The following is a 17855-nucleotide window of genomic DNA, read 5'->3' on the forward strand; positions in this document are numbered from 1 at the left end:
GTAACCCCGTAGGCGAACGCTCTGCAAGGGGTTCGGTGGGTGAGTGATGCCACGATGGCGAACGTTGTGCAACACGTTCGCGTGCCTGCACTCTGAGGACAGGAGAGCACGCAACGGAAGGGCAACATGCGCAACGGGGAACGCACCATCCCGCCGACCTCCGACCACGAGCGGGCAACCTTGGAAAGGGAAGCAGACCGGATAATTTCCGGGGTGCCTGATGATTGCGGAGACCCGTTTCCAGAACCGTGGAAGGGGGCGACTGGGGTTAGTTCCTTTGAAACCTTGAACGGTGCTCATGCTGGTTTCGCTCCCCTGGCTCTTACTGGGATGATCGCTTCGTATCCTGACTTCGATCCGATATTTGAGATGCGAGAACTTGAGTCGCTGATGAGTGCCGTTCCTCATTCCGATGACGGAAACGGCCGGCGTGCGGTTCTGGCTGAACTGGTGGATCTGGGCGGCTTCTCTTTCGCCGGGCGGGAGTCACAGTCAGGGGAGGACTGTGGGATCTGCCGTTGGAAGGGGTGCGGGGTGGCCCTGTATGCCCCTGGGCAGCCTCGGGGGCGGGGGAAGCCTCGCAAGTATTGCCCGGAGCACCAGAAGGCCGCGCGAGCGCACACGGCACGGCTGCGGCGGGCCGGTCTTCATCTCGGGAAGCACAGGAACTTGGTCTATGACTTCCCGGGACTGGACAGTCAAGAACTCCAGGGGTACCGGGACATCTGGGCCGGGCTTAACCGCGCGGCTACGGCAGCGTCGCTTTAATTCCTACCTTGTAGAGGGCTTGTCTTCTCACTCTTGGGCGCCCTTTGGAGTCATGTCCGCTGGGCGGTGGACCTCTGACGCGGAAGTGAGCCGGGGCCGTCACCAAGTCCGGAGCGTTCGCGCTCGAACGGGTCTCTGCGGATACCTCCCTGTGAGAGGGGACAGCGGAGAGAGGACGGGCTTCCCTACCCTCCGGGCCGACTGGTCACCGGCTGGGGGGTAGGGGGGCCGCATCTCTCTTACGTTGTCCTCTTGTGAGTGTGTCCACCGGCCGCCCCTCAGAGGCGGCCCGGGAAACCGTTCCTTGGCCTTGCCGTTCGGTGTGACGTGGCTCCCACTTCAGGGTTTCTCTGTGAGGACTCGGAAGATTCACACCTACGTTTAGTAGGAAGTGGTCTTCCACTGCCAGGGAGGAGTTTCTTTATCTTCCTGACAAAGAACAGGCTCCGGATTCCGTTCCGGGGCCTGTCTGTTTTCCCTGTTCTCTACTCTTTCGTTGGATGGTGAGTTGATGTATGACCCGAAGCGGGGGAAGGCCCGGCGGGAAGCGCTAGGAATGTCGGTTGAGGAGCTGGCGGCGCGGGTGGGGGTGAGCGCTCAGGCGGTGTATCAGTGGGAATGGGGGAAGCGTAAGCCGAATCTCGTTCGGTTTGTTTCGATCGCTTCCGCCCTTCGGATTCCCGTTGAATCGCTTGTGGAGCAGGCCGGGGGCGACGAAGAGACGATTTTGGCTATCCATCTGGCGCGGCTCCAGCAGAACAAGAGTGAGGTATGAGAAATGGGCACTGAAGACCCCATGCGGGGGATGCTCCGAGACGAGATTATAAAGGCGATTCGGGATGTCCGCCCAGTGCAGTACACGCGGGAAGACCTTGCCCGCATGACACGAGGGCAGATCAACGCCGCCCGTAAGGCCGGTCACCTCGATGACCTTCTGATGGGCCGGAACTGACAGATAAACGAGAGGAATATTTGATTCGTGGCAGATGACTTGAAGTTCATGAATGTTGATCTCGCTCATTTCGAGCTGTCGGACACTCTGGTTGAGTTGTTCCGCAAGCGGAATGAGGCCCGGGAGCGGTTCCGGAAGTACGGGGCGGAGAACGCCGACTGTCGGCGACGCGACACCAAGGGCCCGCACGATCACCACGCGCCCCCGCAATGGGTTGTGCCCGCCCTGGCGGCGGCGGACCGGGAGTTGCGGGAGCTGGAGGCGAAGGCGCTGGCGGAGGGGAAGCCGCTGCCGGACCGGGATGGGTTCATGGCGCCGGTCCGGGCGCGGGTGGCGGAGTACGAACGGATGGTTCCGGCTCTGCGGAAGCTGTGGGACCAGGCGGAGGAGGCGCTGGCCGCCGCTGTTGAGGAGGAGTTGCCCGCGCTGGCCTCGCAGGCTGTGGAGGGCTGCAACAAGGCGCAGAAGGAGTACCGGGCTGCTCTGGGGAAGGCTGAGGCCGCGCGGGCGCGGATGCGCGCCAGCACGGAGCGCTTCACGTGGGCGGTGACGGCTGGTTCCCGGCATGTCCGGGACGGCCGGGGCACACTCAGCGCGTTGGGTGATGACCTGGACCGGTGGGAGGCCACGGAAGACGGCCGGATCACCGAGCGTTCCGCGAAGGCCCTGGGCCTGATCACTCCATACGCCAACTTCCTTGCCCTGGACGGCTTCGTTCGGTTCGACCGCGAGGACGTACCCGTTCCGCGTTGATTGGTTGCTTCGACGGTTTTCCTGTCCTCACGAGCCCCGCGGCTTGCCGGCCGCGGGGCCGTTTCCGTTCGTGCGCTCCGGTTCTCCCACCGTGAGGCCGGCGGCCACGCTCTGCGTCTACGCCCCTGCCACCTTTGGAGGTCATCACGTGCCCAGACTGCGTAACCCGAACTCTCCGCACTCTCGTTACCGGGGGGTGGACGTGCTGCCCAATGATCACGGGTTGCCCGTGCCGGAGCTGCCCGCTTCCCGGGAGTGGACGCCGGAGGAGCGGGAGCAGTGGCGCCAGTGGTGGGAGTCGCCCCAGGCGGCCCGCTGGGATGAGTCGTACGTGCCGACCGTGGCGGTCATGCTGACGTACTACGGCAAGATCCTGGATGGCACGGCCAACCGGGACCACCTGACCGAGTACCGGCAGCTTGCCGGGGCTCTGGGCCTGACGGCTGACGGCATGAAGCGTCTTGGCTGGGCCTTCGAGGGGGAGGAGTGAGCCGCCGGGCGGCCAAGGCCGGGGCCGCTGCCGTTCATGACGGCACCCATCGCCCGGGCCGCGAATGCCCCTGGGATCACGAGGAACGGTGCTCAGAATGCGTATTGGAGTTCGCCATTCACACGGCCTGGCAGCTCACCGGCAAAGAACGACCCTGGGATAACGACATGAAGCACGTTCCCGAGGTCTGCTATCCGTGCAGAGAAGAGGAGTGAATCGCATTCCTGTCCCTTTGTTTGGTGCTTGGGGATTTGAAAGGCGTACACGGTGGAAGGAAGGCACCCCCGGTGGGTCCCTATTGGCTGGTCACAGGTATTACCCCAGGGTCTAGAAACGGGCTCACCTGTGCCCTGACATGCGGTTTCTCTGGTAGGGTCGGTGGTGAAGCGCGCCACAAAGATTCCCTCTTGCATTTCTCGGATTCTTGGGCATGATGAATTCCGCTCCGCCCCTCGATGGCGGGACGGCCGGGTGTAGCGGGACGCTCCCCGGGCGGATTCACCAGCCGGACCGATGCAAAGGAAGCCCAGCGATGCGTAAAACGGTTCTCGTGCCCGTTGAGAAGATGCTCTGTGACGCCCATATAGCGCGTGACGGGAGCGAGGAAGAAGCGGCCGAGACGCTGACGCTGGGACGCCACACGTGGGATCTCTGTCTTGAGCACAGCGTCACGTTCGGCCGGTACCTGCTGGACGCGCTTGGAGTGCCGGGGGAAGGGTCGGCCCCGGACGGGCCGGAGGAAGCCGCCACAGCGGCGCCTACGGCCGTTGCCGGGGACGCTGAGCAGCAGCCGGAGGAAGCGGCGGAGCCTGCCCACACCGACACGGAGGACGCCACGGACACGGCGGACGACACGGCGGAGGAGTCGGCCCCGGAGGAGACTCCGGCCGCGTCGGGGCCGGTTGAGTCGGTCATGGTCTGCGGGGAGGTTCCGGGCTACTCGTGGCAGGACGCGCGGGACGCCGTGCGCAACCTGGGCTATGAAGTGGTCGGCCGGGCGGACGACTCCACAGTGTTGATCATCTGTGGCACGGGTGCGGAGCGGAACGCGACCAAGCTACGGGACGCACGGGAACGGAACCTTCCCTGTCTGGACGCCACCCGGCCGGGCGCGTTCGCCGATGCCGTGTGCGCCGGGAAGCTCACCGGTAGCGACCCGTTGCCGGAACCGGTCAAGCAGGACCGGGAAGGCATGAGTGAGCGGGAGCGGAACCGGGCCGTTCGCCGCTGGGCACGGGCGCACGGGTTCACCGTGCCGGACCGGGGCCGCATTCCCATGAACGTCCGCCACGCCTACGACCTGTCCCAGCAGTCGGGGGCGGAGGGAAAAGCGCAAGCGGCGTGAGTGCCGCGCCCACGGTGACGGCCGCCCAGTGCGGCCGTCACCCCCGGCCCACCGACACGGCGGCATGGCGTGCGGCCAAGCGCTACGGGGCCGAGAGCAAGCCCAGCAAGCGCGCGTACGGCCCCGGTAGCTGGGTGAGCTGGACGGCCCCGACCGGCCAGCAGCGAACCGGAGTGGTCACCCGCGATGACCTCACCGTCCGGTCAGCCAAGCGTGCGGCGGAGGTAGGGGAAGCCAAGGACGGCCGTACCCGGGCCGCTGTGGTCCCCGCAGACGGAGGGGAAACGCTCCCGCTTGCCCTGCCTCATTGGAACGATCCCGCCGCCCTGGTCAAGGACGGCGGCCGGTGGCGCCCGGTCAGCGTGGCGCACCACCTGTCAGCCAACCAATCAACTCCCCTGGAAGTGAGCGCAGCATGAGCACCCCAGTCTTCTACGGTCCGATCGGTCGCGCGGTGCGGAAGGTGGCGCCGTATGTCGAGACTGACCCGCTGGGCATCTACGTTGCCGCCCTCACCCTGTGGTCTGCCGCGATTGGCGGAACGGTACGGGTATCTTCCCGGGGCAACGCCCGTCCCGCGCTGCTGTGGAGCTGCTTGGCGGCCGGAACGGGCAGGGGCAAGGGAACGGCACTGCGGGCCGCTCAGCACATCACCCGCCCGGCGCTGGGCCGCTTCCTGGACACGCACACCACGTCCGGGATCACCTCCGGCGCGTCCCTGGTCAACCACCTGGCCGAACAAGCGGAAGCCACAGCAGAGATGGAGGCCGGGCGGGACGTGCGTGCCCTGGTCATCGAGGAAGAGTGGTCGGAAGTGCTCCGCCGGGTACGGCGCGATCCCTCGTTCACGGCCAAGCTGCGTGCCGCCTGGGACGGGGCACCAATCCGCAACACCACCAAGGAAGACGCACAGTGCGTGGAAGATCCCGCGATGGTGCTGCACACCCACATCACGCCGTCCGACTGGACGCGGTACATCGGCGCAGTAGAGGCGGCCGGGGGCAGCTACAACCGGATCATGCCGTTCACGCTCGGGGCGGTGCCCATGCTGGACGATGACCGGGTGAGCCTGCCCACCATCAACGGCGCAGAACTGTCCGACGCCTACGGATGGGCGACCCTCCGGCCCCGGACCCTCACCCTGACCGATGACGCCCGGCCCCTGTGGCGGATCATCCGCCGCTACGCCCGGATCATCGCTGAGTCTCTGCCAGAGAGCCAGGCTGTTTATGTGGAGCGAACGGCCGAACAGACCCTACGAGTTGCCGCGTGCCTGGCCGCGTCGGAGTGCTCGGAGGAGATCACGGAAGAGATGCTGTCGGCCGCCTTCTCCCTGGTGCGCCGCAGCGTCGCCAGCGCCGTGAACCTCACCGGGACCACCCCGGACAGCGCCAAGGCAGCGCGCCCGGTCCTCACCCTGGCCGACAAGGTGCGCGCCCGGATCGAGCTGCACGGCGGCCGGGCCACCTCCTCCCAGGTACTCCCGTACGTCAACGCCACCGCCGCACAGGTCAAGGCACTCCCCGGAATCGTCGTCACCCAGGAACGGAACGGCGTCGGGCGCCCGGCCGTCGTCTTCACCCTCCGCGAGAACACCACTGTTCACCCCGAGTCGAACCGGACCGTTCCCACGCCCAGGCCGGCGGAAGCGGAGCGTGGACAGAACCGGGGAACCGTCGTGCGGATGGACTCCTACCGCCCGGCCCCCACCCCGGAACCGAAAACCGCCACGACACCGGCTGCCCGACCGGCCCCGAAGACGGTCGTCCCCCAGCAGCACGCCAAGACCACTCCGGCAGCCGCCAAGCCACTCCCGGCCGACAACCCGTTCCGTGCTCTGCTCTGACCAGCCACAGGAACCAAGAAACGCCCCCGCCAATCGCGGGGGCGTTCGTTGGTTCGGGGTGCTGGCCGGTGCAGCTCTACCCCGCTTCCGCCATGGGAACCCACACTCCGTGAATGCGTTCCGGACCGATGTCGATCCCGTCGAGCGCAAGCAGCAGGGCCGCGCGTCGCTGAAGCTGAAGCCGCTGTTCCTCAAGCTGCCTACGGTGTTCCTCGAAGCGGAGCACGTAGGGGCGGATGAGTCCGACGTCTTCACCGTTCAACGGCTCATCCGCCGCACAGGGCGCAGCGTAAGGGCTCCGGGGTTGCTCGTTCGCGGGACGTCGCCCTTCCTGCCGCTCACGGTTCACGGTGTGCAGGGGCGGAGGGTGCTCGGTGGTCCGGCGTCGCTGGCCCGTGGCGGGCAGCAGCAGCGCGAGAACAGTCCGGAGGCACGCCACGAGGGCGCGCGCGATAGAGTGACGCACGTCAACAGGTCCTATCTGTTGGCCATGCCCCGGGGGTGTTAGCGCACCCGCCGGGGTCCTTTTTCGTTTGTCAGTGAAAGACGCGTCCCTGGATGAGGAACACGCTTAAAGGGAGTTGCGATATCTGGCCCAGTCACGCGAAGCGGTGACCAGGCGAACCGTCCATGAGTCCGGGGCATCTCCGCCGATTTCCTGCCACATGGCCGCGTTGGCAACGGCGAATGCCGTTACGCCTGCGGATGGCGCTGCGCGCCATGCCGGAACACGGTTCGCCCATTGTTCCGCTGATTCCGGTGTGTGGCCTCCGGCCGCCATCAACCAGATGACCCAGTATCCGGCGTCCAGCCACGGGGCTCCACGCGTCGCCCATGCCCAGTCAACAAGGTGTGCGGAGTCGTCAACGAGTACATTGGCGTTGTTCAGGTCGGTGTGTAGCAGGGCGTTACCTGCGAAGAAATCCAGATCGGCTGGTGTCGCCGCATAGCTTTCCAGGCGCTGCTCTGCGTGCCGCAATTCAATCTCGGGGCAAGGTGTTTCGCCCAGGTGGTGCAGCAATTCGGCGACCTTTGGCAGATCCGGGGAGCCGGGCGAGTAGTCGGCGTGGCGGCCTTCCAGGAGTTCGAATCCCAGAACGTTCCACCCGGCCTCTTCCGCGTGCCAGAGAAGTTCAGGCGCGAGGTCCGTAAGGAACGGGTTGACTTCGGCTTCCCGTCGCTGTGTCCAGATACGCCTATGTTCGGATCGCATTCCCTTGACGAAATAGCCGTCGTTCTCTGTGAACACCCGTGCTGCGACCTCACTATTAAACCCTTCGCTTGCGGGCTCAGCTTTGAGGATCGGGCCGGTGTGCTTTTCAACGGCGGCGATCACTGCGGGTGGCAGCTCTTGGAAGGCGATACGAGTCGTCGGCATGGTTCCTCACACTCTCACACGACGGGCCGCGCGGACCCCACGACGAGTGAACGCCGTGGAGCCCACGCGGGACACGCGACCGGGGCGCCGGGCGCTTACCGGTACGGATTGTCGTCGTTGCAGGCGGCTGCCGTGCCTTCGGCCAGCGTCTCGACATCATCCACGATGACGAGTCCGGCAGGCTCGGGGCTCACCGGACGAAGCGGCTCCGGCTCCGCCGCCACGGGGCGGGGCGTGATCTCTACGGCTACTGCGGTCATGCGGCTTTTCCTCCATTTCCGTGCTGGCAATATGTTTCCAGTGGTGCCTTCGCTTCCTGGTAAGCCTTGGCGAGTGGTCGGCAAACTCGGCAGGTAGCCGAGAGCTTGCACCCGCCACAGCCACCGGAGCGAAGCATTTGGGCATCTGCGATTCCCGGCAGACGCAGGAGGCCCGGAAGCCCTTCAACCATCAGGTTGATGGGGTTTTCCCGGCCGACTTTGCACATGGTGACGAAGCCATGCGGGTCCACGTGAAAGAAGGTGTGCCCGGCCGGACATCCCTTGAACACGGTGGACTTGTTCAGGAAGCCCGGCGCTTGCGCGGCCAATGGCTCCGGGTTGCCGTCGTACGTCGGTGAAATATTCCCGTACTCGCTGTACGTGGTGGCGTACTCCTCCGCGATGGCGCGCATTGCTTCGATTTCGTGCGCGTTGTGTTTCGTGATAATCAGGGCAAGCTCAAGTGAAACCCCGGCTTCCTTCGCCGCCTTGAGCCCTTTCGAGAGAAGCTTGAACGCTCCCGGTTTTCGCGTCAGGGAGTCGAAACTTTCCGGAGACGCACCGTAGAGCGAGACGGTTACCTTGTGCGGCGGCATCGCCGAGAGCAGTTCAACGGTTTCCGTCTGGTGAAGTCGAGATCCGTTGGTCAGAATCTCGATCATCATCCCCATTCCGTAGGCTTCCCGGTAGGCGTCCCGGAAGTCCCGGTCAATGGTCGGCTCCCCGCCCGTGAACTGAAGCCAGAGAACGCCCGCGTCCCGAAGCATTTCGAGCAGGCGGGATTTTTCGTCGCGGGGAAGCCCTTCGAACTTCCGCTCCGCCAAGTAGCAGTGTTCGCAGTTGAAGTTGCAGCCCTTGTTGATTTCCCAGGTGGCGCGGCTGTAGTTGAGCCGGGTGACCGGGCGCACGAGGGCCGTTCCCTTGCTGGGCTCGCCGGAGATGTCAACGCCCCATGCCGTGCGGGCGGCATCAGCGAGCCAGTCAGGAACCGGCGTACCGTTCTGAACCGCTTCCGCAAGGTCGCGGTACATGGTGCTGGGGATCTGCATCCCTTTGCGGGAGCCGGGCCGCACGATGACGAACCTGTCGTGCTGCGGGCTGGCGATCACCTGGTGCATGTGTCCTCCGCTGGACCAGTTGGACCCGCCCCCTGCTGGGGGCCGTGCCGTGGGAGATGTGCGGTTTCCTCCCCGGCAGGGGGCGGGAGTCTGTCAGGCGTGCGCGTACTGCGGTGCTACTAATCTCCAGTCGGTCAGGAAATCGAGAGCGATCGGCCGGCATGACAGGGAGTAATAGACATCTGCGTCACACCGCCCCCATACGCGGTCCGGGCCGCCCGCGTTGACGCTGATGTGCCGACCGGTCACCAGGGCGGCCAACTGCACCTCCTGAAACCGGAGATCGGCCGCCCACTCACGGAAGATCCGCCCCGGGTTCGGCCCGTGCGGCCCGACCTGCCGGAGACTTCCCGGCGGGAACGGGCCACGGTCCGGAAGCGGGTCCAGGGCATCCGACAGGCGGCGCGCCTGCCTTCGCATCCATCGCAGGGCCAGACGGGGCGTGCTGGCCCGGTAGCCGCCGAGTATCCATTCCCCCTCGGCCTCCGGGCTGCGGGCCACCGTCTCGCACCAGTAGCCGTCATGGACCGTCGTCACAGCCAACCCCCGGGAATCAGCCGGTAGGGGTGGGTCTCCACAAGGCGGTAGGTGAAGTGCTCCCGGTTGCTGTCCCGGTGCTGGCGCACCCACCCAGCCGCTGACCGCCGCGCCACCTCCCGCGAGCCGGGCGCGTGCTGCCGGGGCAGCTCCACGGCCGGGCTGGACTCCCCGCACACGGCGCACTGCATCGCCACCGTGGAAGGCTCCGCGTCCGGCTCCACGTCCGCCTCCATGACGAACCGGCGGACCCCGTACACCTCCCGCATCACTGCCCCCGCAACTGGTTGAAGTGGTCCGTGATGCGAGCGCTCAGCGCTTCACGTTGCGCGTTCAGCTCCGCAAGGGTGGGGATCGCGTCGTCGGCCGCTGTCTCGGTGTCGTCGTGCTCCGTGGCGGGCGCGTGGGGCTGTTCGGTCACCGTGTCACCTCCACAGCCGCACTGCCCCGGAGAGCCGCCGCCAGGGCGCGGGCCGTCTCCACGTTGCAACGGCCCAGCTCGACCAAGGGAGGACAGGCAACGAACGGCGCACTGGGACCGATGTCCACGCAGAGCGACGGAAGCTTGATGCCAAGGACCGTCAGCACGTCTTCCAGTTCGTCACAGACCGCCTCGGCGTCCTCGATCTCGTCGTCTGCCGACTGCTGGCCCTTCGCTGCCGTCGTCATGCTCGCCACTCCGTACGCCGTCTTGTTCGTCCCTCTTGTGGGGCGGGTACTTACGTTGTGTACCCCCACCATCACGGCTGCGGCGTACTCTCAACAGGGGTAAGAGGTTTCCAAACCATTTGGAAAGCAAGGGGGTTGAACGCATGAGCGAGCTGTCACCCGAGCCCGCGAACGGGCTGGAGTGGTTCGGGCAGGAGCTAGCGGCGGCCCTGGCACACCATGGGGCCACCCAGCGGGAACTAGCCGACTTCACCGGCTACAAGGAGCCGTACGTGTCCAAGGTGAAGAACGGCAAGGCGCTGCCCTCACCCGCGTTCGCGGCAGGCTGTGACCGCTTCTTCAACACCTCGGGGTACTTCGCGCGGCTGCTGGTCAGGGTCTCGCAGCACGGACACCCGGAATGGTTCGTGCCCTATCTCCGCCTGGAGGAGAAGGCGGAACAGATTCTCGACTTCTCCCCGTTCCTGGTCATGGGCATCTTGCAGACACCGGAGTACGCCGAAGCTCTCTTCCGGGCCGCCCACCCCCGGGACACCGATCACGTGATCAAGGAGAAGGTAGCTCTCCGACTCCAGCGCCGAACCGTCCTGGAGCGTCCAGACCCGCCCGTCCTGTGGATCATCCTGGATGAGTCCTGTCTGCGCCGGGAAGTCGGCGGGCGCGCGGTGATGCGCCAGCAGATGGAACACTTGCTGGCCGAGGCGCAGGGACCGAACGTCACGGTCCAAGTGCTGCCCTACGACTCGGGTGCACCTCCGGCTGCCGAAGCCTTTACGCTTCTGACGTTCGGTGACGACGACGGGGCGCCGGTCCTCCACTCGGAGGCTCAGGGGTTGGGTCGCGTGATCGACTCAGCGTCCGTCGTCCGGACCGGCACCGACCGGTTCGAGCGTCTGCGCGCTGATGCACTGTCCCCGGAGAAGTCCCTCCGCGCGCTGCGTGAGGCGATCAAGGAGTACGCACGATGAGCAACATAGAGGGCACGCCGATGGTGTGGGTCAAGTCCACTTACAGCAGTGGCGACGGCGGACAGTGCATCGAGTGGGCGCCCGCGCACGCTGCGGCGCATGGCGTCGTTCCCGTCCGCGACAGCAAGGCCCCCCAGCGGGCCGGTCTCCGCGTCTCGCCCGCAGGCTGGGCCGGGTTCGTCACTGCGGTGAAGAACGGCGAGCTGGGCGCCGTCTGAGCCGTGGACCACGTGACCAACGCATGACCAACAGCGGTCGGGACTACCCGCAAAAGACCAGGTAACAGGCGGCAAACCGGTACCGCCCCGGGTGGCCGCCGAGTGGGTGTTTGCGCAGGTCAGCGGCCCGAAAGCCGAGAGTGCGCGAGGAGAGTTCAACTCCCCCCTCGCGCACAGCGAGCGGTTCGCGGAACTGCTCGGTGAGAAGAACAGGGCCCCCGCTCCGGAGAAATCCGGAGCGGGGCTTCCTTGTTGTGCGCCCATGGCTGTGTGCACGCACCACGCTGTTCGCGCCGGGCGGACGGCGCACCCGCGGTGAATTCCGTCACAGCACGCCCCCGGCTCTCCCGGGCAGCCGCCACGAGGGCCGCCCCGGCCCGGAACACCGGCCGGCGATCGCCCCTCGTACCGGGAGGCTCCGGGGATGCCCGTCCGTGCGCCCGCCCCGGTCGGCCGGGACGGGCGCACGCCGGACTACTCGGGCCCGCCGCCCAGCGCCGTCCGCACACCTTCTCCCTCCCAGCCGTTGTCGGTGCGCCACAGGACCTTGACACCGAGGACCCGCTGAATCGCGTCCGCGGACCACTCCTCGGCGGGCGGCTGGGAGAGCACCAGGAAGAGACCGTCGGCCGGGGCGGCCAGGGTGTGGTTGATCTCCCTCAGGCGGGCCGCCCCCGAGCGGAGGTCGGCGTGGGAGGCCAGACCGGCGCCGAGAACCTCGTAGAGGTGGTGGCCGCGGCTCGTGACGCAGCTGACATCCACGGCCGGTGAGTCGTCCGGCTCCAGGTCCGCCCGCAGCAGGGCCGCCTTCAGTTCGAGCCGGACGGCCTCGTGGGTCTTGCAGACGCGGTCGGCGGCCGCCGAGTCCTCCAGGGCCCGGCGCAGGCCGCCGTCGTCCGGTGCGGTCTGCGGGTCGGCGGGCTCGGCTGCGGTGTCGGGCACGGCGTCGGTTTCCTTCGGCTCGGGCGGTAGCTGGTCTGCGGGGGTCTGGTCGTCGTGCTCCGCCTCCGGGGGGCCGGCGGACGTCAGGCGCCGCTCCAGGGTCTGCCGGGCCTCCTCCAGTGCGTGGGCCCACCCGCTGCGCTCCAGGTCCCTCCGGATCAGGTCCGGGGCGGGGGTGCCGGAGGCGAGCGCGCGGCCGGTGGTCACGGCGAGGTCCCGCAGCAGGGTCAGGGCGGCCCGGTCCGGGGAGCCGAGCACCCGCCACACGTCCAGCCAGTCGTGCTGGTCCAGGCGCAGGCAGCGGTTCGCCATGCCCTTGAGCTCGGCCAGTCGGGCCCGGGCATCCTCCGGGACGCGCCCGTCGGCCAGTTCGCCGAGGGTGCCGAGCGCGGCGGCGTAACGGACGGCCATCTTGGGCGAGATGGGCGAGCGGCCCCGCTGGTCGGTGGTGACGAAGCTGACCTGGGAGGCGTGCCGGAGCACCCAGGCGTCCAGTTCGGCCCCCGCCTGTGGGGGCGCGGAGCCGTGCCGCACGGCCATGAGCAGTGGGCGGCCGGTGGGCGGCGAGAGGGCCTCGACCTTGAAGTTCCCGCCGGTGGTGTGGCCGACCACCCGGACCCGGATGTCCGAGCCGATCTCCGGCAGCCCGCCCGTCGCCTCCTGCGGAGCGGCCGTCGGCGGCGGGCCGCCCGCGGCGTCCCCGCCCGTGCCGGTGCCGGTGAGGGCCGCGGGCAGCGGGGCGGTGTGCAGGACGGTCAGGCTCTGGGTGCTGCGGGTCAGGGCGACATACAGCTGGCGCAGCCCGGCCGGTCCGCGGCCGGCGATGGTGGCGGGCTCCACGACGAGCACGTGGTCGTACTCCATGCCCTTGGCCCGGGCGGCGGGTGGCACCGTCACCGCCTCGCGCTCCGCGGCGCTGATGCCCTCGGCCTCGTCCAGGCGGCGGGTGATCTCGCCGAGCCAGTCGGAGTCGTCGGGGACGATCACGGCCACCGACCGCAGCGTTCTGCCGTCACTGGTGCCGACGAGGCGGGTGACGTGGGCGACGACGTCGTCCAGCAGCTTCCAGGGCTCGGTCGCCACCACCTCGACGGCGTTCTCCCCGGCCTCGCGCACCGCCCGCGGATACGGCGTGCCGGGGGCGACCTCGCGGGCCAGCGGGGCGACGAAATCCATGATCTCTTTGGGCACCCGGTAGCTGGTGTCCAGCTCCTCGGGCCGCCAGTCGCCGTGGTCGGACAGCAGGGCGCCCAGACGGTTCCAGTCGGTGTAGGTGTGCGGGCCGGTGGCCTGCGCGAGATCACCGAGGACGGTCATCGAGCCGTTCACCGCACAGCGGCGGCGCAGGGAGCGGGCCTGCATGGGCGTCAGGTCCTGCGCCTCGTCGATGACGATGTGGCCGTAGCGCCGGGGGGCCTCCCCGGAGATGAGGTGGCGCAGCTCCTCCAGGCAGACCCGGTCGTCCACGGTCCACGGGTCGTCGGCGGCGGTGGCGGCCCGGGGGCGGTGCAGGGCGGCCTGCTCCTCCTCGTCGAGGAGGCTGTCGGCGCAGGTCCGCAGCAGGGCGGGCGAGTCGTACAGGGTGCGCAGGCACTCCCTGGCGCCGGGAGAGGGCCAGACCCGCTCGACGAGGCGCTCGACCCGGCGGTTGCGCTCCAGGTCGCGTCGGATGGCGGTGTCCTGGCCGCGGCGCGGCGCGACGGCGACGAGCTCCCGCAGGAGGCGGTCCACCAGCAAGGTGCGGAAGCGGTCCCGGCGCTCGCGGTAGGCGCCGTCGCCCTGCCGGGCCTCCTCGACGAGGGCGAGGAGCGACGGGCGCGGGACGCGCAGCGTGGTGCTCCCCGCGGTGACGGTGAAGGCGGGCTCGTCGCCCTCGAAGGACGGTGCCGCGGTGAGCTCGTCCACGGCCTCGGGCCGGCACTCGCTCTCCACGCGCCGCCGCAGCACGGCGGCCATGCGCTCGTCGGACTTCACCAGTCGGGCCCGCGGGGTGTCCTCGCCCGCGCCCTGGCCGTCCCACAGTCGGCTCAGCTGCACGGCGTTGACGTCGCGGACGCCGAGCGTGGGCAGCACCTGCCCGACGTGGTCGAGGAACGCCCGGTGCGGGCCGATGACCAGCACGTCCTGGGCCTTGACGTGCTCGTTGTGGATGAGCCAGGTCACCCGGTGCAGGCCGACCGCGGACTTGCCGGTGCCCGGCCCGCCCTGCACGATCAGGACGTCCGAGGGCGAGCCGGTGACCAGTGCCATCTGGTCGCGGCGGATGGTCTCGACGATGTCCCGCATGCCGCCGTGCCGGGAGCGCTGCAGCTCGCGCAGGAGGAAGTCGTCGGGCTGCGCGGGCCTGCGCCGCGCGCGCCGGGCGACGTCTCCCGGAGTGGCGGCGGGCAGTGCGGGCGCCTCCGGCTCCCGGGTCGCGGTGGCGGGCGGACCGGCCGGGACGTCCCGCCCCGCGTCGTCCGCCGGCTCCCGGGGCGCCGGCACGGTGAGGGCGGCGGCGATCTCGTCGTAGTAGTCCTCGACGATGCGCTGCGAGCAGCGCAGTTGCCGGCGCAGAAGCACCTCGCCGGGCTCCGAGGGCAGCGCCTCGGCCCACTTCCTGGCGGCCGGGCTGGTCCACAGCACGACCACCGGGTCGCCGGTCTCCGGGTCGCGGACGCCGCGCCGGCCGACGTACCAGGTCTCGGGTGCGCCACCGGGCTCGTCCTGGACGTCGACGCGGCTGACGACCAGCGAGGCGCCGCCGAGTCCGTCGTAGGCCGCGGCCCGTTTCTCGGTCTCGACCCGGTTCGCGTAGCTGTCCTTGCCGCTGGCGGACGCGGTGGCGGCCGACACCCCGGTCATCTCGGCCAGCCGCGCCTCGTAGCAGTCGTAGGCGCGGTGCACCGCCTTCTGTTCGAGGGCGATGATGTCGTCGCGCGTGGTGGTGCCCATGTCCGTCCCCTCCCTGGAAGCACCCAGAGGATGCCGGTGCCCGGCTCCCACCGGGCACCCGCCTCAGACCTATCAGAGAACGCTGTCACTGACGACCCGTCAGCAAGCCGGTTCTATACCGCCCTTGGAGGCCGCTCACTGCGCGGAGGTGAAGCACAGGTGCGGTCGGTCCGGGTTCTTCGAATCCCGGACCGCTACGCCACCTCCGGGCAACGGCGCGAGCTCGGACCACTCACCGGAGTTGGCCGTGAGGCTGCCCTTCTGCCGGCTCAGCTCGTTCGGGTTGATGGCGTACAGGTCCTGTCTTTCCCTCAGCTTCCTTGTCGCCGATGTGAGCGTGACGAAGCGCTTCTACGCCAGCGAGGGGGCGCGTAGGAGCTCATTGGTTCACGGGAGCAGAAGGTTGCGCTGTCCGTCGTGTATGCCGCTGGTGAAGGCGCGGTAGTCGTCCTCGGAAAGGATGAGGGTCTGGGCGGCCGGGTCGCCTACGTCCTTCGAATCGCGCAGCGCGACTACTCCGTCGACGAAGGCGACTTCCAGGCAGTTCTGGCTGCCGTTGCTGAGGTCGCTCTTGACCCACGCGGCATTGGTGAGGTCCAGCTCTCTGATCACGAGTAGCGCTCCTTGATGACGGTGTGAATGTGATCGCGGGACGCTCGCACGTTGAGCGCTTCGCTCCTGAGGTGGTTGAAGCTGGTTTCGTACCGTGCGAGATGCCTATCTTCCTCCAGATGCAGGGAGGTTGTCATCGGCTCCACGACGGCAACAGGAGGGCCCGCGGGGAAGTGCAGCAGGCGAAAGGCGCCGTCGATGCTGGACTCCGGCGCCTGTGACTCCGCCGGACACGACGATGCACCGAGGGAATGGACTGCCACGGAGGGCAGCCGAAGCGAAAGATACTGCCACCTATCTCACTACGAGTGGCACGCGCAGGGCCGAAGAGTCTCTCGGTCCTGAGATGGGAGTGGAGGAACGGCAGTCGGTCACGCCGCAGGCTTTGAGGGCGAGACGTCTCGCCATGGTGGGGGGGCAAGAGAACCGGGCCCCGGAGTCCGGTACGAGCTCGTGGTTCCTTGTGCGTCTGTGTCCCGCGTCGCAGGTCCTCGGGGCCGGGGGCGAGGGTGTAGGGGTCGGCGTGCCAGGCCGGACCCATGTCGGTGAAGTGCCGCGGGTCGTCCTTGTCGCCGGTGACGACCAGCGCGGGCGTGGTCATGGTGGAGAAGTGGCAGCACGCCGGCCCTGATCCGGGGCTCGGCCAGGTGCACCACGTGCCCGGTGTCGGGGTCGGCGAGCCCGGCCCCCAGGAGGAGGGCGGCGGTGAAGCCCCCGAGCGAGTGTCCGGCGAGGCCGGCTTTGGTGCGGTCGATCCGTCCGGCGAGCTGCGGCACGGCGTTCTCGATCACGTCGAGCCGGTCGAGGATGTGCGTCATGTCCTCGGCGCGGGAGCGCCAGAAGGAGGGCGCGCCAGGGGCGTCGGCGACCAGGTGGCTCAGCGTCCTGGAGGTGAGGTGGGTGGGCTGGACGACGACGAATCCGTGTGCGGCCCAGGAGTTGGCGAGCGGCGCGTAGCCGTTGAGCGAGGAGAGGTGGTTCGAGGGGCCGTGGCCGTGGGAGAGGAGGACGACGGGCAGGCCGGTTCCGGTCGCGGGTGCGGAAACCCGCACCTGCAGGTCCACCGGGCGTCCGGGCACGGAGAGGACGACGGGGCTGTAGGACAGGACCGGGATGGGGGTGTCCAGGCATGCGGTGGCGGTGGCGGTGGATGTGCTCACGATGGGGTTCCCTTCGGTGGCGCCCGCGGGCCCGCCGGTCTCCTGCGGGCCGGCGGGCGGGCAGGACGGGCGGGCGCGGCCCGCTTGCTAAGCTGAAACGGAGCGCCGCTCCGGCAAGTATCCGGAGCGCTGCTCCGCTTTGCCAATCGGCGTGGAGGGGCGGCGCGATGACCACCGACGACCCGGCGGGGGAGCCGCCGTCCCGGAGCAGACGGGCCGATGCCCTGCGCAACCGGGAGACGGTGCTCTCCGCCGCCGCCGAGGTCTTCGTCACCTCCGGCGTCGACGCGCCGATCCGGCAGATCGCGGCCCGGGCGGGCGTCGGAATGGCCACGATCTACCGCCACTTCCCGACCCGGGCGGACCTCGTCACCGCTGTCTACCGCCACCAGATCGAGGCATGTGCCGAGGCCGGGCCGGACCTGCTGGCCCGCGCGGACTCGCCGTTCGACGCGCTGCGCCAGTGGGTAGACCTCTTCGTCGACTTCCTGGTCACCAAGCACGGACTCGCCGACGCCCTGCGGTCCGACAGCGACCGCTTCGCCGCGCTGCACGACCACTTCCTCGACCGCCTGCTGCCCGTCTGCGCCCAGCTGCTCGACGCCGCGGCCGAGGCCGGTGACATCAGGCCCGGCGTCCAGCCGTACGAGCTGATGCGCGGCATCGGCAACCTCTGCGGCGGACGCGACGACGACCCCCGCTACGACCCCCGGCGCCTGATCGCCCTCCTCCTCCAGGGACTTCGCCGGCCCCACGCGTCCTGACCCCGGCGAGCAACATCGCGGCCACCACCCGTGACATGCTCTGGCCCGAGACGGGTCGGTGTACCGAAGGCGTCACGCCGGGTTCTCGGTAATCCAAGGGCTGCAGGGACCACCCTGCGGACCAGCCCGCACGCCCTCGTG

At 68.5% G+C, this 17855-nt stretch carries 21 protein-coding genes and 1 pseudogene; 10 read left to right on the forward strand and 12 right to left on the reverse strand.

Going from position 1 to position 17855, the window contains the following annotated elements; translation table 11 throughout:
* Window positions 1-1279 precede the first annotated feature (1279 nt).
* The 7 genes from ABD299_RS16660 (at window position 1280) to ABD299_RS16690 (ending at window position 6662) form a co-directional block, all read left to right on the forward strand.
* Window positions 1280-1543 carry a helix-turn-helix transcriptional regulator gene (locus ABD299_RS16660; RefSeq protein ID WP_344263119.1) on the forward strand — a complete coding sequence of 88 codons (264 nt, stop codon included), beginning with the start codon at window positions 1280-1282 and terminating at the stop codon, window positions 1541-1543.
* Window positions 1544-1747: 204 nt separating this feature from the next.
* On the forward strand, window positions 1748-2473 hold the full coding sequence (locus ABD299_RS16665) for a hypothetical protein (protein ID WP_344263121.1): 726 nt from the start codon (window positions 1748-1750) through the stop codon (window positions 2471-2473).
* Window positions 2474-2621: 148 nt separating this feature from the next.
* Window positions 2622-2963: a phage terminase small subunit gene (locus ABD299_RS16670; protein ID WP_344263123.1), complete on the forward strand. Its 342-nt coding sequence runs from the start codon at window positions 2622-2624 to the stop codon at window positions 2961-2963.
* A 430-nt stretch (window positions 2964-3393) separates the two neighbouring features.
* Window positions 3394-4308 (forward strand): Lsr2 family DNA-binding protein, encoded by a 915-nt coding sequence (locus ABD299_RS16675; protein WP_344263125.1) that lies wholly within the window; start codon window positions 3394-3396, stop codon window positions 4306-4308.
* Window positions 4305-4727 carry a hypothetical protein gene (locus ABD299_RS16680; RefSeq protein WP_344263126.1) on the forward strand — a complete coding sequence of 141 codons (423 nt, stop codon included), beginning with the start codon at window positions 4305-4307 and terminating at the stop codon, window positions 4725-4727. The genes ABD299_RS16675 and ABD299_RS16680 overlap by 4 nt, the downstream gene beginning before the upstream one ends.
* Window positions 4724-6154 carry a DUF3987 domain-containing protein gene (locus tag ABD299_RS16685; RefSeq protein WP_344263128.1) on the forward strand — a complete coding sequence of 477 codons (1431 nt, stop codon included), beginning with the start codon at window positions 4724-4726 and terminating at the stop codon, window positions 6152-6154. The genes ABD299_RS16680 and ABD299_RS16685 overlap by 4 nt, the downstream gene beginning before the upstream one ends.
* 109 nt (window positions 6155-6263) lie before the next feature.
* The gene (locus tag ABD299_RS16690) at window positions 6264-6662 is read left to right on the forward strand and encodes a hypothetical protein (RefSeq protein ID WP_344263130.1); all 399 of its coding nucleotides are present in this window, start codon (window positions 6264-6266) and stop codon (window positions 6660-6662) included.
* A gap of 63 nt (window positions 6663-6725) precedes the next feature.
* Here ABD299_RS16690 and ABD299_RS16695 read toward each other — a convergent pair whose 3' ends face one another.
* From ABD299_RS16695 to ABD299_RS16725, 7 genes are all read right to left on the reverse strand, one after another.
* A complete protein-coding gene (locus tag ABD299_RS16695) occupies window positions 6726-7532 on the reverse strand; it encodes an aminoglycoside phosphotransferase (protein WP_344263131.1) in 807 nt (268 codons plus the stop codon).
* Between the two features lie 95 nt (window positions 7533-7627).
* Complete coding sequence (locus ABD299_RS16700; protein ID WP_344263133.1) at window positions 7628-7792, reverse strand: hypothetical protein; 165 nt, start codon at window positions 7790-7792, stop codon at window positions 7628-7630.
* On the reverse strand, window positions 7789-8910 hold the full coding sequence (locus ABD299_RS16705; protein WP_344263135.1) for a radical SAM protein: 1122 nt from the start codon (window positions 8908-8910) through the stop codon (window positions 7789-7791). Before ABD299_RS16705 ends, ABD299_RS16700 begins: the two co-directional genes overlap by 4 nt.
* A gap of 93 nt (window positions 8911-9003) precedes the next feature.
* Entirely contained in the window at window positions 9004-9447 is a 444-nt protein-coding gene (locus ABD299_RS16710) for a hypothetical protein (RefSeq protein ID WP_344263136.1), read from the reverse strand.
* Window positions 9444-9716 carry a DUF7848 domain-containing protein gene (locus ABD299_RS16715; protein WP_344263138.1) on the reverse strand — a complete coding sequence of 91 codons (273 nt, stop codon included), beginning with the start codon at window positions 9714-9716 and terminating at the stop codon, window positions 9444-9446. The genes ABD299_RS16710 and ABD299_RS16715 overlap by 4 nt, the downstream gene beginning before the upstream one ends.
* Window positions 9716-9868, reverse strand: coding sequence for a hypothetical protein (locus ABD299_RS16720; protein WP_344263140.1), 153 nt, complete (start codon window positions 9866-9868; stop codon window positions 9716-9718). The genes ABD299_RS16715 and ABD299_RS16720 overlap by 1 nt, the downstream gene beginning before the upstream one ends.
* Window positions 9865-10116: a hypothetical protein gene (locus tag ABD299_RS16725; RefSeq protein ID WP_344263142.1), complete on the reverse strand. Its 252-nt coding sequence runs from the start codon at window positions 10114-10116 to the stop codon at window positions 9865-9867. The genes ABD299_RS16720 and ABD299_RS16725 overlap by 4 nt, the downstream gene beginning before the upstream one ends.
* Before the next feature lie 143 nt (window positions 10117-10259).
* On the opposite strand from ABD299_RS16725, the gene ABD299_RS16730 reads away from it, so the two are divergent.
* Window positions 10260-11084 carry a helix-turn-helix domain-containing protein gene (locus ABD299_RS16730; RefSeq protein ID WP_344263144.1) on the forward strand — a complete coding sequence of 275 codons (825 nt, stop codon included), beginning with the start codon at window positions 10260-10262 and terminating at the stop codon, window positions 11082-11084.
* Window positions 11081-11302, forward strand: coding sequence for a DUF397 domain-containing protein (locus ABD299_RS16735; protein ID WP_344263146.1), 222 nt, complete (start codon window positions 11081-11083; stop codon window positions 11300-11302). The genes ABD299_RS16730 and ABD299_RS16735 overlap by 4 nt, the downstream gene beginning before the upstream one ends.
* Before the next feature lie 474 nt (window positions 11303-11776).
* On the opposite strand, the gene ABD299_RS16740 is transcribed toward ABD299_RS16735, so the two are convergent.
* The 5 genes and pseudogenes from ABD299_RS16740 to ABD299_RS16760 all read right to left on the reverse strand — a co-directional run.
* Window positions 11777-15178, reverse strand: coding sequence for a HelD family protein (locus tag ABD299_RS16740; protein ID WP_344263148.1), 3402 nt, complete (start codon window positions 15176-15178; stop codon window positions 11777-11779).
* A 135-nt stretch (window positions 15179-15313) separates the two neighbouring features.
* Complete coding sequence (locus ABD299_RS16745) at window positions 15314-15493, reverse strand: DUF397 domain-containing protein (RefSeq protein ID WP_344263278.1); 180 nt, start codon at window positions 15491-15493, stop codon at window positions 15314-15316.
* A gap of 72 nt (window positions 15494-15565) precedes the next feature.
* Window positions 15566-15790, reverse strand: a complete 225-nt coding sequence (locus ABD299_RS16750; RefSeq protein ID WP_344263150.1) for a DUF397 domain-containing protein — start codon at window positions 15788-15790, stop codon at window positions 15566-15568.
* Complete coding sequence (locus tag ABD299_RS16755; protein ID WP_344263152.1) at window positions 15787-16053, reverse strand: Scr1 family TA system antitoxin-like transcriptional regulator; 267 nt, start codon at window positions 16051-16053, stop codon at window positions 15787-15789. The genes ABD299_RS16750 and ABD299_RS16755 overlap by 4 nt, the downstream gene beginning before the upstream one ends.
* Before the next feature lie 221 nt (window positions 16054-16274).
* A pseudogene (locus ABD299_RS16760) lies at window positions 16275-16950 on the reverse strand (alpha/beta hydrolase family protein); the annotation flags it as partial.
* Window positions 16951-17117: 167 nt separating this feature from the next.
* On the opposite strand from ABD299_RS16760, the gene ABD299_RS16765 reads away from it, so the two are divergent.
* Window positions 17118-17714 (forward strand): TetR/AcrR family transcriptional regulator, encoded by a 597-nt coding sequence (locus ABD299_RS16765; protein WP_344263154.1) that lies wholly within the window; start codon window positions 17118-17120, stop codon window positions 17712-17714.
* Window positions 17715-17855: the final 141 nt, after the last annotated feature.

This window comes from Streptomyces sodiiphilus (assembly GCF_039529215.1).
Classification (GTDB): domain Bacteria; phylum Actinomycetota; class Actinomycetes; order Streptomycetales; family Streptomycetaceae; genus Streptomyces; species Streptomyces sodiiphilus.

What these genes read in the sequence shown, in the direction of transcription:
- ABD299_RS16675 (WP_344263125.1), top strand. Translation starts at nt 3,394, where the DNA reads ATGATGAATTCCGCTCCGCCCCTCGATGGCGGGACGGCCGGGTGTAGC.
- ABD299_RS16685 (WP_344263128.1), top strand. Translation starts at nt 4,724, where the DNA reads ATGAGCACCCCAGTCTTCTACGGTCCGATCGGTCGCGCGGTGCGGAAG.
- ABD299_RS16725 (WP_344263142.1), bottom strand. Translation starts at nt 10,116, where the DNA reads ATGACGACGGCAGCGAAGGGCCAGCAGTCGGCAGACGACGAGATCGAG.
- ABD299_RS16700 (WP_344263133.1), bottom strand. Translation starts at nt 7,792, where the DNA reads ATGACCGCAGTAGCCGTAGAGATCACGCCCCGCCCCGTGGCGGCGGAG.
- ABD299_RS16765 (WP_344263154.1), top strand. Translation starts at nt 17,118, where the DNA reads ATGACCACCGACGACCCGGCGGGGGAGCCGCCGTCCCGGAGCAGACGG.
- ABD299_RS16660 (WP_344263119.1), top strand. Translation starts at nt 1,280, where the DNA reads ATGTATGACCCGAAGCGGGGGAAGGCCCGGCGGGAAGCGCTAGGAATG.
- ABD299_RS16705 (WP_344263135.1), bottom strand. Translation starts at nt 8,910, where the DNA reads ATGCACCAGGTGATCGCCAGCCCGCAGCACGACAGGTTCGTCATCGTG.
- ABD299_RS16740 (WP_344263148.1), bottom strand. Translation starts at nt 15,178, where the DNA reads ATGGGCACCACCACGCGCGACGACATCATCGCCCTCGAACAGAAGGCG.
- ABD299_RS16730 (WP_344263144.1), top strand. Translation starts at nt 10,260, where the DNA reads ATGAGCGAGCTGTCACCCGAGCCCGCGAACGGGCTGGAGTGGTTCGGG.
- ABD299_RS16715 (WP_344263138.1), bottom strand. Translation starts at nt 9,716, where the DNA reads ATGCGGGAGGTGTACGGGGTCCGCCGGTTCGTCATGGAGGCGGACGTG.
- ABD299_RS16735 (WP_344263146.1), top strand. Translation starts at nt 11,081, where the DNA reads ATGAGCAACATAGAGGGCACGCCGATGGTGTGGGTCAAGTCCACTTAC.
- ABD299_RS16695 (WP_344263131.1), bottom strand. Translation starts at nt 7,532, where the DNA reads ATGCCGACGACTCGTATCGCCTTCCAAGAGCTGCCACCCGCAGTGATC.